The 15,101-nt window shown below is 42.7% G+C and carries 15 protein-coding genes; all 15 read right to left on the reverse strand.

Annotated features, from left to right (window positions below):
* Nucleotides 1–27 precede the first annotated feature (27 nt).
* The gene (locus CLHUN_RS01015) at nt 28–390 is read right to left on the reverse strand and encodes a hypothetical protein (RefSeq protein WP_080062705.1); all 363 of its coding nucleotides are present in this window, start codon (nt 388–390) and stop codon (nt 28–30) included.
* Entirely contained in the window at nt 387–1,097 is a 711-nt protein-coding gene (locus CLHUN_RS01020; protein ID WP_080062706.1) for an S-layer homology domain-containing protein, read from the reverse strand. Before CLHUN_RS01020 ends, CLHUN_RS01015 begins: the two co-directional genes overlap by 4 nt.
* Nucleotides 1,084–1,587 carry a phage holin family protein gene (locus tag CLHUN_RS01025; RefSeq protein ID WP_080062707.1) on the reverse strand — a complete coding sequence of 168 codons (504 nt, stop codon included), beginning with the start codon at nt 1,585–1,587 and terminating at the stop codon, nt 1,084–1,086. Before CLHUN_RS01025 ends, CLHUN_RS01020 begins: the two co-directional genes overlap by 14 nt.
* A gap of 16 nt (nt 1,588–1,603) precedes the next feature.
* Nucleotides 1,604–6,949 carry a phage tail tape measure protein gene (locus tag CLHUN_RS01030; protein ID WP_080062708.1) on the reverse strand — a complete coding sequence of 1,782 codons (5,346 nt, stop codon included), beginning with the start codon at nt 6,947–6,949 and terminating at the stop codon, nt 1,604–1,606.
* 307 nt (nt 6,950–7,256) lie between these two features.
* A complete protein-coding gene (locus tag CLHUN_RS01040; RefSeq protein ID WP_080062710.1) occupies nt 7,257–7,583 on the reverse strand; it encodes a hypothetical protein in 327 nt (108 codons plus the stop codon).
* A 14-nt stretch (nt 7,584–7,597) separates the two neighbouring features.
* A complete protein-coding gene (locus tag CLHUN_RS01045) occupies nt 7,598–8,176 on the reverse strand; it encodes a hypothetical protein (RefSeq protein WP_133051073.1) in 579 nt (192 codons plus the stop codon).
* Between the two features lie 221 nt (nt 8,177–8,397).
* Nucleotides 8,398–8,814: a hypothetical protein gene (locus tag CLHUN_RS01050; RefSeq protein ID WP_080062712.1), complete on the reverse strand. Its 417-nt coding sequence runs from the start codon at nt 8,812–8,814 to the stop codon at nt 8,398–8,400.
* A gap of 47 nt (nt 8,815–8,861) precedes the next feature.
* Nucleotides 8,862–9,356, reverse strand: coding sequence for a hypothetical protein (locus tag CLHUN_RS01055; protein ID WP_080062713.1), 495 nt, complete (start codon nt 9,354–9,356; stop codon nt 8,862–8,864).
* A 44-nt stretch (nt 9,357–9,400) separates the two neighbouring features.
* The gene (locus tag CLHUN_RS01060) at nt 9,401–9,784 is read right to left on the reverse strand and encodes a hypothetical protein (RefSeq protein WP_080062714.1); all 384 of its coding nucleotides are present in this window, start codon (nt 9,782–9,784) and stop codon (nt 9,401–9,403) included.
* A 22-nt stretch (nt 9,785–9,806) separates the two neighbouring features.
* Nucleotides 9,807–10,391 (reverse strand): hypothetical protein, encoded by a 585-nt coding sequence (locus tag CLHUN_RS01065; RefSeq protein ID WP_080062715.1) that lies wholly within the window; start codon nt 10,389–10,391, stop codon nt 9,807–9,809.
* Nucleotide 10,392: 1 nt separating this feature from the next.
* Nucleotides 10,393–10,818, reverse strand: coding sequence for a hypothetical protein (locus CLHUN_RS01070; protein WP_080062716.1), 426 nt, complete (start codon nt 10,816–10,818; stop codon nt 10,393–10,395).
* Between the two features lie 18 nt (nt 10,819–10,836).
* Complete coding sequence (locus CLHUN_RS01075) at nt 10,837–11,928, reverse strand: phage major capsid protein (protein WP_080062717.1); 1,092 nt, start codon at nt 11,926–11,928, stop codon at nt 10,837–10,839.
* A gap of 19 nt (nt 11,929–11,947) precedes the next feature.
* Entirely contained in the window at nt 11,948–12,343 is a 396-nt protein-coding gene (locus tag CLHUN_RS01080) for a hypothetical protein (protein WP_080062718.1), read from the reverse strand.
* A gap of 70 nt (nt 12,344–12,413) precedes the next feature.
* Nucleotides 12,414–13,694, reverse strand: coding sequence for a hypothetical protein (locus CLHUN_RS01085; RefSeq protein WP_080062719.1), 1,281 nt, complete (start codon nt 13,692–13,694; stop codon nt 12,414–12,416).
* Nucleotides 13,687–15,099 carry a hypothetical protein gene (locus CLHUN_RS01090; RefSeq protein WP_080062720.1) on the reverse strand — a complete coding sequence of 471 codons (1,413 nt, stop codon included), beginning with the start codon at nt 15,097–15,099 and terminating at the stop codon, nt 13,687–13,689. The genes CLHUN_RS01085 and CLHUN_RS01090 overlap by 8 nt, the downstream gene beginning before the upstream one ends.
* Nucleotides 15,100–15,101 lie beyond the last annotated feature (2 nt).

The raw sequence follows: 15,101 nt of genomic DNA on the forward strand, positions 1-15,101 counted from the left end.
GAACGGCTTTCTATTGCATAAATTTGTTTAATCCCAAATATTTTTATCTTTTAATCCTTTGGCGGCATCTTTAAATGCCACAACAAGGCCAATGACCGGGTGTATTACATTGCTTCCGAAGGATGCAAGCAGACCAATCAGTATCTGCTGGGCAGCAGGAGGAACGCCAGATAGGGGAGATACCTCTTGAACGCCCAAGAACCCTGCGGTAAGAACCAATAGTGGCCCTATGAGTATTGTAATTGCAATTTTCTCTGAACCGGTAAGCTCAGTGAATTTTTTCTTTGTGAGGCTGCTCTTGACCATCAGAAACAATGGCTTAACCAATTCGACAAGCCTTTCAACAGTGACAGCCACAGCCAGGATAGTACCCAAAACAGGGTCAATCATTTTACCACCTGCTTTCCGGTTACAGCCTCATACAGCTTAACCATCAATACTGCTGCTTGTTCCCGGGTCAATGTGCCAGATGGATTAAAAGTGCCATCCGGATTACCGGAAATTAACCCTAACTCTTTTGCAGCAGCAATGTGTTTTGCCGACCATCTGCTATCTTCCACATCTTTAAATACTTTACCCATGCTTAATTCCTCCTTCACGTAGGTTACAAAAGGACATTCCAGCCAATGTGTCCATGCATTAGCACCGATTCCCTTTAGTGGAGTTTTGACCACACCGTTTTTTGTACCCTTGGATTCAATAACCCAGCCGTTCCCGACATATACACCAATGTGACCAGGTTTATGAACGCCAAGTCCCGGAACCTCGGGAAGGGAAGAGAGAGAACCCTTGATTTTTGCTGCATTATACATGCCGTCAGCGTTTAAGTCGGTTTTGGCATCATATATAGGCCCTGCAGGTGTCCACCAGAAATAAGACTTAAATAAGCCAATACAATCCACTGTACGCTGCCCGAGCCAGTGTTCTTTAATAAAATCAAGATACTGTTCTACCCCAGCTCCGAGTTGCTTGCGTTTTTGTTCTAAAATTGTAGGAGTAAGCACTTGGCCCCAGGTCCCCAGCACATATCCCCATTTTTGAGACAGAGCCATTTCGGCATGTTCGGCAAGCCCTAGATTGGTTTTAGATGCGCTCATTATTATTCACCTCCGGTTGCTGTTTTTGTTCTAAAACAGCAGATTCTTTCTTTTTTACCCAAAATAAAAGGGGCTTCAAATAATCTGCCCCTGCGTCTATAAGGTTCTCTATGTTGCTTGCAAATTCCCGGAAGAAGAGAAAGGCATATACTACTGTTGCCACAACATTACTAATGTAGGGTATAGAAATAAACCTCATAGATAGCCCTGCAAGAATCTGTATCACCAAATAAGCAACAATTTTTATAGCGGTCTTGTTGAACATGGTTTCAGAGTTCCAAGCCTTAGTCTTCAAAGCCCTCGTAATTCCACCGCTTTTAGAAAAGATAGCAAACCACCTCGTAAGTAAATCAAGTATGACTGCTACCCACAGAGCAATGCACCACGCCACAAAACTTTGTTCCGGGAATATCAAATACGTTATCCCCGCCCACAAAAGAGCTACGGCGGGCTTGACCGTATCAAAAACCTTGTTGAATAACTCATACATATTACACCTTCTTTCGTTATATTTTTACAACAACTCTTGCTAGTTCACCAGCCAAACTCTGTTCGTCGGCATTGTCTTCAAATACTGTTTTTTCAGAATTAAACAGAGGAGCGTTAAAAATTACTCGCCTGTCTGTATTGTTCGAAACGCCTGGAGATGTCATTGGTCCCGATGAATTTGCTCTCAGTGCGGTCATGACCTGCTCTAAAGTCGCTGATAGATTTGGAGGAAATACAATTTCGCCTTTATGTAGTGCCGCAAATCCGTCTGATAAAGCTTTGCCACCGCCATCAAAAGTAGGATATTCACCCTTAGCGGGGTCCTTTCCATATTTAGCCCGAAGAGCATCATTAGCAGTATGAAGCGACTTCATATCTGTACTATTAAATTCTTTATAGCCTTGTGATTGGAGAGCAGCCCATTGTTCTCCATTGGCTTTAAAGGCTTGGTAATCAGCATCTGACATCCCCCAATCATGAGAGGGGAGAGTGGAAATTGAATTGTCAAGAACTCCTGAACCAGATGCAAAGCTTGAGAGATTACCGGAATTCAAAGCAGTTTGAAGCGGAGTAAGATAGTTGTCTACCCACTGCCGGTATGCCTCCTTGGACATTACGCCAGCTCTGGCTACTATATCTGCGCTATGTTCATCAAATGCTTTTTCGATAAGCTTATAGGATGATTCCCATTTTTCTTTTTCCTCATTTGCAGCTTTTTCAATTGCATCTATGGCATCTTGAGCAGTTTGCTTTTTGTCCTCAAGGGTCTGTTTTTGAAGCTCTACCTCGTGGTCGTGCTCCTTTTCGGCTATCTGCTTATTGAGATCTGCAACATTTTTACGAGCTTCCTCTGAGGTTCTGACACTCCAGTATGCAAGCTGCTCCCTAAGGTCGGCCATCTCATTTGCATAGTCATGCTCGCCTTCTAGTCGGTCAAGTGCCTTTTCCTCAGCTTCAATTCCCCTGATTATTTCCTCCTGAGCCTCTTTTTTCTTCTTAGCCTCATCCTCAATTTGCTTTATTCTTTCGTCATAAGCATTCTTAATGGATTTTTGCTGTTCATCCAGGAGATTCTTATAAAGCCCGAACAGATTCTCAGTGCGCTTGTATTCTTCAGCCTGGTCTTTGGCTTTAACTTTGTAAAGCTCGCGGTATTTATCAATTTGCTGCTGAATACTATAGATGCCAAGCTTAGCCCAGTGCTCAATACTGTTCTCTTCCTTCTGGGCCGTTTCTTCAGCGAGCTGGGTTCTTAGCTTGTAAAGATTTAGGGTCGCCTGTTTTATAGCCTCCTGATTATTTGCCTGTGTTTTGAGGACTTTTTCCCAAGCGGCGATTTCCTGAGCCACAGACATCTTACCGAGTTCTTTTTGCTCAGATATCCAATCAACAGAGATCTGAAGTCGCTTGTCTTTAAGGCGTTTTTCAGTATCGTAAATACGCTCAGACATATCATTATGCTCATCGGCCGTTTTTGCATAAGCAGCATCAATTCTTTGGAGTTCCTTAAGTTCAGCCTGGATTGACGAAATAGTTTCTTCCGAAATCTTTTTGCGGTGTTCAAGGGCCTTGAGTGCATTATTTAAAGCTTTGTTCTCTTTTGAACCGCTTTTTGAAGTTACCCCATAGCTAGGATTTGATAACTTATCTTGAAGGGAATTTATTAAGTCCAGGGCTTCTCCGTAATCATATAGAGTTTGTTTTAGGTTATCAGAACTTTTAAAAGCCTCGTCAGGAATGATTCCGCGTAAATTTTCAGGAGGGCTAGTAATGTTTGCTGCCGCCACTCGCGCGTCGCTTAAAGTTTTGATGGCACTTATTTCAATGCCATATGCTTTTAACCTAGTGCCGAGTTCTCTTGATGTAGTTTCAGTTATCCCGAGTTCAGCCTTTAGTGTTTCAGTTTGCTGCTTTATCTTTGCTTGTCTTAGTGTCTCAATCGCATCAAATTCTACTGTATATCCTTCAGCGGTCTTATTAATTGCACCAATAAGCTCAGGATATTGTACAAGCAACTCAGTAATTTGTTCGGCAGTTATTGAATTGCCTTTATTTACGCTGTCTCTTATTTGGTTCAGGTTCTTTAGTTCATTGTTGAATTTATAAAGTTCACCTTTATTGTCAAAGAAAGATTGAGACAAAGCATCAATTCCTGCTTTGAAGGAAGGAAGCTCATTTTTAGCTTGACTTATTGTTGAACTATTACCAAACATTGATTCCATGGTTAAAACAAAGTTGTCCAGTTCAGGTTTACCGGCAGCAAATGTATGAACCAAATCCAAAATCGACTTTGAAGCGCTATCAATGCCAGCGGTATCGCCTTTGGCTTTAAAATCGTTGTACTTCTGAATTGCTTCATCAAAATTCGAATTGTTCAGCTGCTCTATGAACCCTTTTAACGCATCTCTTTGTGATTGTATATCCTTAGGCTGCAATGCTAACGATTTTGTGAATTCAGCGGCGAATGCCCGGGTTGAATCAGATACCTTCGTGCCACTTTGTTGAAGCTGTTTAAAGATGGATTCTGCATCGTTTTTAAGTAACTGCTGACGGTCTTTTGAGATATCAGATATTTTACTGTTAAATTCGATGTATGTTTGCTCTATTTCTGAAGCTACTTGACTATAAGATTGAATAGATGATTTCAACCACTTTGCTTGTTCAGGGTTAGAAGCGTCATATACAATTCCTGAACCAAGATTGATTTTCCCTTTAGTTTCAAGTGCTTTTTGCATATCAGCAATTTTTTGTTGAGTCTCCTGGAGGCTTTTATAGGCAGCATCTCGCTTTTTAATTGAACCCTCTAATTTCGAAACATCATCGTTATCTTTAGCACGGACAGCAGTCTCAAGCCTTTTTTGTTCTACGGCAAGTTCATCTTCAAGAGCCTTTGTTCTGAGTTTAATCATTTCTATAGAATCTGAATAAGCTTCGCCTTCAGCGTTGATGCCGGTAATTGAAACTCCATATTGGGAAACAAGCTCTTTTTGAACTTCTAGTAGCCTCAGTTTTTCGTCAGCGGTTGCTGTTAAATTCTGTTCTTTACTTTTCAGGGTCTCGTACTCAAAAGAAAGTCCCTTAAGCCCAGATTGTTGATCGGATAGACTTTCAATATTTTTCTTGGTAGTTTCAATAAATTGCTTTTGCTCTTCATTTGCCCTTTTTACTGCTGCCGTAATTGCCACAGTAGCCGCGACAACTCCGGTTATTGCAAGCAATGGCCAGTTTGCGACAAAGAAACCTTTAACGCTGGCAGTAAGCCCAATAACTCCAGCTTTCAAACCTGCAATGCCCGTTGTAAGAGAAGTAACCACCGGTAAAGTAATTCCAAAGAGCTTTAATGCAGATTGCGTAGTTTTTATGGCAATTGCAAGTTCTCCCCACAATACAACAAAGTTTCGTAAGTTGGGGTCCATAGAGTTAAGCAGTCCCAATGCTTCGGTGCCTGAATCAGCTAACCCTTTTAAGATACCCGTCATTCCTGCATCACCCATAGCTACGGCTAATTGAGTAGCCGCCGCTTGCAATGATTGATATTTCTTTTCCAGGGTATCCATGGTTCGTTCGTTTTCTGCCATGGAATACCCTGCGGCATCAGTCATGTTGTTAAGAACTTCCTGAGCTCCGGATAACCTTTCAATCATACCAATAAAATAATTTCTACGATAAACACCGGCAGCAGCCTGAGAGATGTCTCTTTGCTGCAAATCGTTCCATTCCTGCTGAGTTCCGATTGCAGACGCCAATTCTTCATTGTATAAACCAGCATCATCAGCAGCTTTGACAAAACCATCTTGAATGTCTGCGCTCAAAGTACCCCATCTTGATGCAATATCTTGGAATATATCCATAACATTTCTGAATTGAGTTTTGGCAGCATCAGTGAACACTTGAATACCTAACCCCTCAAGGGTTTTGATTGCAATTGGCCTTTGTATATATGACAGAATAGAATTGAGAGCGTTACCAACTTCACGGCCCGTCCTCCCAGATGCTTCACGCATAACTGTTAGTAGGGAAATGGTTTGTTCAATTGACAATCCCATTATTTTTGCGGCTCCGGATGAACGCAGCAGCCCGTCAACGAGGTCTTGAGATGTAACAGTAAAGTCATCAGCAGTTTTATTAATTTCGTCAAGTATCAGGGGAAGGTCTTTTGAAGTTAACTGCCACTGAGCCATAATACCGATTAAATCTTCAGTTGCTGCTTTAGCATCCAATTCAGCAGTATTTAAGGCGAGCAAAGAAATCTTTGTATTTTCCAAACTGTCCGAAACATTATATCCAGCTTGAGCCCAGCGCAAAGCTATGTCCTGGTCATTATCAAATGTCTGGCCATAGTCAACGCCAAATTGGAGGATGGCATCTCTATACTTGTTAAATTGAAAGCTAGAATCTTCCATAACACGGGCAATTTCGGTTATGCCCATTTCAACATCAGATATTGCTTTAACTGCATCTTTGGCGCCATTGGTAACTCCAAAGAAAAGGCTTCCAGTCATAAACCATTCAGTACGGCGCTGGAAGCCCTGGGCAAATATGTTCGGGTTATTTATTCCATCGGAGGAACTTGTTCTGGTTTGAGAACGGAGAATGCTTAACTGCTCTTTTAATTGAACAGTCTGTGCAACTTCCTCGGCAGATAATTTACCTTCTATGGATAACCTTCGCTGCAGCTCCGTTAGCTGATTGCGAATCAATGTTGCCTGTAACTTGTATTCTTCGCTCAGTCCTTTTGCAGAAACCTTCTGTTGAACCGCTGAGGCTTGTGCTTCCATGGATGCCAAAGTGCTTTGTTTAACTTCCTGCCCCATTTCGGCCTTAGTGGCTTTGATTGCGTTTTCAGATTTGAGTTTTTCATCAAGTACCTTCCGGTGCTCGGTTTCGGCTTTAGTGAGTTCCTGGACAAGTTTTATCTGCTCCTGCTTTTGAAGAGAATTCCAAGTGGAAGAATCGGTCCTGAACGGCGAAGCATTATCAACAAAGTTCTGCGCGTCAATCTGCTGTGTTTTGCGTAGATGAATAAGGTCAGCCAACTCCTTGTTGAGCTTTGCCTGTTTATTTTTTGCATCTTCGGCTTTCTTTCCGACTTCAATCAGGGTATTGCCGTATTGATCAAGTATGGTTTTTGATTGGGCTATATCCTTAACCGATATGCCAAGCCCCTGGGTTTTAAGCTTACTCAGTTCGGCAACAAACGAGGTGTTTATATCTTTCGCTGTTTGACCTGCGGTAGATTTCAGAGCAATAAGTTGAGCCTGAAGATCTGTTACGTTCTTTTCAAATTTTATGGTAGCCTGAATTGCAGGGTTATAGTCCAAACCCAATGCTTCCATTATTTTGACCATTGAATCGTCAGCCATTTATGTATATCACCACACTTTTAATGTATTCCGCCGAACATACCGGCAAGAGCAGCGAATTGACTTACTTTTGGAGGGCCGCTACCTGGAGGTGGGGCAGAGGAGGGCGTAGGACTATTTCCGAAGATGTTTGGGATATTAACTTTTATCTCGGACCATTCTCCGAGAATGGCTTTAATCTGAGGCAGTGTTCTCTTGGGGATTTCATCATATCTGAGACCTGCGTCAAGAAGCCGAGTATAAGTAACGCCCCAATCGGTGGGGGGCGGTTTTTCGGCCCCTCCCTTGCCATCAGAAGGGGCCACCGTCAGCCCGATATATCAACCAGCTTTTTTACAAATTGTTTTAAATGAACAACATTCCAATTGTCAGCGGTTATTTTCTCAATTGACATTGGCTCATTGTTCTCATCAGTACAGTACCTGGACAAGTATTCATCAAGCTTTGCTTTTGCCTTTTTGTTGCCAAGGTTAAACAACTGGACATCTATAAACAAGCCATCTTCGGCAAATTTTAAGGCATCACCAACAAGCATAGGCTTAACGGTATACGATTTTTCTCCAACGCCAAAAGACTCGCCATCCCCACTCATGACTGAAAAGGGAATGGGAGTTTTCCCATCAATTTTACTCATGGATTAGACCTCCCTTATTCAATAGGTGTTACCGTATAATCAACGGCCCTGTTGTTGCCGCGAGGCTTCAGAATAGTAAATGTGACAGTAACAGGCTGTGGAGTTCCACCTTGCTGAGGGGGATTGATTGAGCCCATTACCTTGCACTTATCAACTACGATTGCAGCCTCATACAAAGTTTCATCTTCTCCGGCAGCTTCACTTGATACGATGAGTTCATAAGTAGGCCTCACAGGAGTTTTGGGAAGACCAAAGCGTGTAGCCTTTGCAGCCTGATAATCGTAAGAAACAAACAGAGCCTTTCCAGCGTCTGCGGCGACAAATTCAAGCTCGTCCCCATCAAGGATATATTTACCGGATGCAGGAGTCTCGTCAGTCTCATCCCATGGCTTTGCATTTTTATCAACAAGGATGAATGTAGTATCTAAAGGTTCGTGCTTAAGCTTGACTATATACTTGCCTCCCGTAGGCTCCATGGGAACTGTGATTTCCTCGTCGACAATAGGAAATGGAGTATTGGTCAATTCCTCCGAGGTATCGCCCATAATGAAAGCATAAAGTTCAGGTGGCATGAAGCCGAGTTGCACGGCCAAAGTTCCTTCAATTGAAGTATCTGGATTAGCAGCATTCCATAAGCTGTTACCATCAGCGATGGGCGAACCATTGATTGTGATGTTTGGCGTTATTTGCTGGACAGCGCCATTGCGGAAATATGAAGTGGTAGCACTCCTGACAGGTATACCATTCACGTACTTGTTAAGCTGGAGTTTGCCAGCCTTTGAAAAATAAATAGGTTGCATTAAAACAACTCCTTTCATAAATTCCGATGGAATTTGTACCTACTCCCACAACAAAAAAAGCCCGACATGGTGGGGAGTTCACCAAGCGGAGGCTCTGCATAAAGGTATCTGTTGTTGACTTTCTTTTTGTGAAGCAATTTAAATATCTGCTCTTGTACCAACCATGCCTTGTAATCTTCGGTGGCAGGGACATGGCAATCAATTTCCATGACTTCCTCAAAAAAACTTTCATTGCGTACCTTACGGGCAGGGAGGAAGTAAACACAAAGCCTTTTGTCACTTCCAACAAGGTCGCTCCATTGACTTCGCTTGATGATTCGCTTTGCGATATTCACCGGTGTCGCACCTGTGAGGTCGAGCAGAGAAAGTATGGATGTGTCAGATTTTAAAATCGTCTGTACCGCCGTTAAGTCTTGCGAAGGATTGTACAAAAGCACCACCACCTTTCAGGGCATAAAAATAACCCCAGGAAGGGGGTTTACTTCTTTGAAACAATAATAAACTTACCAAAAGGGAAAGCTTTAACTGTTTGTTGAATCAATTCTCTCATCCTACCATGCCGCATCCACCGCATAGCTGTTTCAATGGCATGTGAGGGAGGCTGTGGTTCAAACTTTCCACCCAGCTTTTCCAGGTCAACTCCGGCTACGTTGGAACGAGATTGCACTTGTTCACCAAAGATATTGGTATAAGTCCCGCGCTTTCGGCTACGAATCGTAAGGTCGGTTCCCCTGGTAGGATTCCATAAAGAGCTGCCGACATAATCTTTAAGTGCAGGGTTGAAGCGGTCCATCAGTGAACCAGTTCCAAATTCGTCCATTGCTGCCCAAGCACCACCTGAAATTCCGGCAATAATAACTCCAGCAATATCCTGAATATCTTCATCATGTAGACTATCTGCGCCTTCAGGTGTGAGCATGCCTTGTTTAGCCTCGGCAAGCAGCTCTTGCTGGAGTTGCTTCATGGATGTCATGAGTTCAAGCTTTAGTGCAGCAATACAGCCGGTTGAATCAAACCTTATCCCATACGCCCCAGTCCCTCCATAAGTAGATTTGCTTTCTGCATATAGCCAGCCTGTTTTTTGTCCCAGGGCTTTTTATATTTTTGAATATTAAATGGTGGGGCAGAGGTACGACTTTTCATAGCCATGCAGAGAATTCCGGCAAGATAATACAAAGCGGCTGATTGAAGCTGGTTCCATTTCTTTTCATCGTCGATTTTGTTGCCCATCATCCCCATTCTCTCTAAAGCAGGAGCGATGAGCCGTTTCATACCACCGATGTTCAGGTCGGCGTCAATAATCCGATTGGGGAGAAGAGCTTCATCAGCAGTAAGCATGTGTCGCAGTTTGGCATGATAACCTTCTCCGAGATACTCAGCATATAATTCTTTTTCTTCCATAAAATTCGCCTCCAAATTTTATTTATGGCCGGGTATCCGATTCTAATTGAATTCTTGATACACCAGACATTCCTATTTCATCAATACTCGAAACTTTGTACTTGTTATCTTTGCCTTCGCCATATACAAATCTGTCAAGCAAGACAACTCCCAGTGATTTCGGCACCTGAAAAGTATATTTTGTACTATCCAATAATCCAGGGTCCTCTTGTCGGAGCCGGTAGGTTATGATTTCACCATAACAAGACACATCAGCGTGAAGTGTCTGCCACTCCTGAATTACATTGTTGTTTTCGTCAGTATCCTCAACAAACCGCATATGCTGAATAACAGCATTGCATTTGGCTGAGAAAAAGGCTGTTTCCCCAGAAGCCGGGTCGGCATTGGCTGACTGTACCAGATATTTATTTCCCAGAATATCGAGGACTTCGCCGCTTTGCAAAGCAGCATCAGCAAGAATCAAGCCTTCCCAATAGGCCTCCCTTGAACCAAGGTCTCTTGATGAACGAGTAGAACGCTTTATTGATACCTTTGAGTTGACAGGAATATCCCGGAGGATAGTACAAGTCTGGCCACGGGATTTAAGGAAGTTTCCTGCGTATGACATGCTACCACCTCCGGGGCCTTGTTACAGTAAAATGTAGCAGGGAGGGAGTGACAATATCGGGGGAAGCCAATTCAATAACCTTTCCGATATACTCATCTCGCTCCACTTCAAGGTTTGCCTGTTTCTTATTCCAATCAACATTCAATTCATAGCCTTCATGAGGGCCGTTTTCTTTTGTCGGTAGCCGGGCAGGAAGAGACGAACATAATAAACGAGAGCACTCACAAACCACAGCAGCCTCGAGATAGACTTTTGCATCATCTTCAAGGCTGCCATAATCGGGCAATTGTGATATTATGTTCGCCTCAGCCACGGTTATGTTTTCAGGTTGTTCAATAACGGAATCTGGGAGATAGGCAGCATCTATACCGAGCTTATCCCGGATACGTTGTTGCCAACCGGCTTCAGTTAAAATTCTGTTCGCCATAGGGGAAACACCCCCTTCTTATTCCAGCGTCAAAATGCGAGCACTGTTCTTTGTCATCTTCATGAAACCGCTATTCTCCGTTACGGTAAAAATTTCTGTTTGGTTTTTAATGAACCTATCAGCTTCATTGATGAGTGAACCTACTTCTACCAGTTCCGTAATACATCTGTCCCTATTAAGGGCAATAATAGCTTCTTTGTTGTTGATTTTCTCAACGTCAGGACTGTATAACAGGGTTACGGTATTTATCAGGTTTTGTGGCATCTGGACGCTCACGGTTAAACCGTTTGCAAGCAATTCGTCCATGACTCCGGCAGTCGAAACGGTTGGGTATAAAACAGCGAGTATTTGCAGCAGACCATCAATATTGGCAACAATAGTATTTGCACCGCCATTTCTGTAGAACTGAAGTAAAAATCTTACCCATACTTCTCTGTCCAAAGATGTTTTTCCAGAAACGAGTTCGCTTGATTTTACAGTAGGTGCAGCATTGTCGTTTCCATCACCATCTTTGATAGTTGCCAATATCTCAGTCGATTTATTTTCAGCAGCGGCGTCAGCAACCTCTTCCAGCCAGACTCTGACTAAGTCCAGCGCTGACCTTCTCAGTACTTCATAAGATACCTGGAGGCCTCTGCCGTACTTATAAAACTCTACAGATGACTTACCGGGAGTTATTTTAGCCAGCGGAATATCCGAAGCCTCAGTAATTCTCCTATGCTCCACAGCCTTCTTGTTCTTCGGTTCCGTCATATCGATATAAGCACCTTTGTATGTGTTACCGTCAATCGGAGTTCTGCTCGCAACAAGGTATCTGTACAGTGGGAATTCTCTCATCCTGTTCACAACTACACGACTTGTGTACTCAGGAAACAGGGCTTTGTTTTCAGTAGTTCTCAAGAATGCTTCTCCGGTTGAAGGATAAATATTCCTTTCCGGTATTGCTTGGGTGATTATACCTCCTTCTTTAAGGAGCCTTCCGAATGCATCAATTTTACTACCCTCTGGAGAAGGATCATTCATTTCCAAATAAGAAGAGAGGGTTAATCCATTGGAAAAAGCCTCTCTGTAAGTGTCGATATTTAAATTCTGTAAAGCAATTTTTGGCATATTTTCATCTCCTCTCTGATTAACCCAAAAATACGGTTGCGGTTTTTGCCGTACTGTCAACCTCGATAAATATCGGGCTTCTTAATTTTGCGGTAGTTGCGCTATCTTTGACTTTGCCAGCACCATCCAAAGCAGCAATTTTACCGACAGTTGGTGCTGTTGCGGTTGTTATTATATCAGTCCTGTATCCTGCATATTGAACACTGCAATATCCATCATTCTCATAAACGTCGATAAAACCAAATACGGTATCGCCATCTGCTCCAAAGTCAACTGTCTGTGCTGAGCTTACAACAACAGGCAATCCGACAACAGCATCTCTATCTGCCGCTGCTACAAGAGCTTTAATGCCTGCACCTGCTTTGAAAGCAGCAGCAGCAAATCCTATGCCTTCGTATGAAAGTCCACCTCTCATGTAAACACTTCCTTCCCGCCCTTTAGGGCATAAAAATACCGCTCTTTAGCGGTTCAAATAGATTTTCGAATTATACTCTAAAAGCCTCATCAGGGATTGACTGCGCCTGCTTCTGCTGTCCAGCCTCAGGATTTGTAAATCTGCCAGCCGGTATTTCAGCTTTTGCCTGAGCCTCAAAGGTTTTCATGATGTCTTTAATAGCTCCTGTTCCCATAGTTGAGAATGTAGTTTTCCAGGTTTCAGCAGGAAAGCCATTTCCTTGGGCACGTACGCCCATTGCTATTGCTTCATCAACAACCTGTTTGTGATAGTCCAGGCCTTCCTTGGCAAGCTTTAGGACTTCATCAGCAGAGAGTTCTTTGCCGAGTTTTTCCTTGGCATGTTCCTCAGTCATGTAGGAATCAACTTCACCTTCCTTTGCTTCAACTTGGGGAATTGCAGCCCATTTTTCTGCAAGCTGATTGCACAATTCTTCAAAGGTTGTTTTACCTTCCTCATAAGCTACGCCAAGGGTTCCAAGCATATTTTTTAACTTTTCATTCATTGGGTTTTCACCACCTTTCAATGCAAACACTTTTTTGTGATCCGATTTTTTAACCATGGTAGTTAATTTGCCGTTATAATATTGGCCCAATACAACTGTACCGGCGTTAAGGCTTTTATAATCATCAATAACCACAAACTTTCCATTTGGATTTTCAATGACATCTCCGTCATTCGAAAGGCTGGCACCTGGATAAGCGCCATCCCAAACAATGGATTCTTCATATAAATTTGTGTTGGAATTCTGAAGGATAACACTACTTGGCATTGCCAGAACAGTACATTTCTTTTTAGTTCCGTCAGCCATTTCATATGTAGCACCCTTCCAATGACTACATTTACCGCCGTAGTAGTTCATTCCACAAATAGAGCAGACCATTGTATCAGTTCCCCAGCCTATAGAGGTATCTGAAAGTACGCCTGTTTCGATACGTTTTATAAGTGCATTTGCTGAAACACCGTCTACAGCTTCATCATCACGAATAATATATTTATCCAGCGACATTGATATTGTTTCGCCGTTTTCTGTGTCCGGCTGCGTCCGACCGTCAAATACTTTACCATAAGGAACACCTTTAGAACCAAATTGGCTCCAACTATGGTTAAACATGAAGCTTACCCCAAATTGTGCATCTTTCACGCATTGCTGAAGAAACTCAGGACTCAACCTGATGGACCTTCCGGGGATTAACATATCACCAGCTGATTTATTCGAAAATGCGAATACTTCATCTTTTGATAAGTTCCTTCTGGCGAATTTCTGTATTCTTGACAATCGCTGGTCGGTAATTTCTAAGATTTCACTCAAATTTATCACCTTCTTTCGAATTGGATTTTGCAGACTTCTCAGTTCGTAACATGCTGTTCCCGCCACCTGAACTGAAACTTGCACGGATGTTTTCGCTTGGTTTCCCGGTAGCTTTTTGTACCTTCATAACTTCCTGGGCAGCCACATCGTTATCAATCCAGCCCATCAAAACAGCAATCGCGTAAAACTCCTGCTTCATCTTTTCGACGGTCATTCGCTGTTCTTCGGAATTCCAATCAACAGTGTTATGTTTAAAATGGGGAATGGCTTGAATACCTTTTATTCTCAACCACAGGCGCATAGTTTCTTCAACAAGACGCTTGCTGCCACGTTGACAAGAAGCGATACCAGAGCAGAAAATACGGAACTGAACAGTACCCCAAGATTCAGTAACACCCTGATTTCTGTTCATAAAAATAGCCATCTGTTTCAAACCAGATAGCGTCTGAGTATCAACCAATTCAGTTACAGCTCTTACGTCAAGGCTTCGAGCAGCATTTGCACCTTGATTCATATTTATTATTGTGTCGCTGAAATGAACATAGTCTGCATCAGGATTCATTGTTTCCAGGGCATGAATCATGTTATCAAGTTGCTTTTGAAACCATTGTTCAAGCTTTACGGCATCATTTTTTATGTGGGCAGGACAGAGAGCATACATTTGCGTTATGTCCATAGAAACATCAATTTTGGGATAACCTTGGTGATGGAGAACAGCTTGCAGGTCTTGAAGTATTTGCATTTGAAAATCAATAGCTTGAAGTACCGGCGTCATGTTTAGTGTTCCTGTAGGGTCTCCAATTTCCGGGTCAGCAGGTACCCAAAAGAAGTTTGCCTGACCAGGACCAAGGTAAACTTTCTCAGTCATATTCCATTGAAACGGAACATACTTCTTTCGGCCCTTTACTTCCATTAGCTCCCATTCAATGGTCTGTGGGATTACAGGGTGAACATCATAAATATCATTGCGCCGTTCATTGACCTCAACTTCCCAGCCCATGGCACCTCTGAAAAAGTGACTTCCGTGAACCTGGTCAAGTAAACCATCCAGGCCAGAATTACTTATTTCATTTATCCGAGCTGCAAACTCACGCCACTGGCTTTCGACATCAGTAAGTCTGGTTTTACCATCCAATGCATAAAATTGAGCTTCATGCCCTTGATTCGCCAACCGAATAAAGTTCCACCCGGCCATTGATACATCAGGATTTACCCTTTTAAGAAAGTTGATAGCTTCAGCTTCCTCAGGAATATGTCGCAATGTTTTAAGCGTATCATATGTCCTTGATTTATGAGGAGATAAGGTTGAGTTGAATCCATTTCCGATTTGTGTACGTCTGCCCGGGGGAATATTTGTAGGTGCATCTCTTGATTTTTTTGCAAACATTTCGTTCCAAAAGGCCATTT

The sequence above is a fragment of the Ruminiclostridium hungatei genome (assembly GCF_002051585.1).
Taxonomy (GTDB): domain Bacteria; phylum Bacillota; class Clostridia; order Acetivibrionales; family DSM-1351; genus Ruminiclostridium; species Ruminiclostridium hungatei.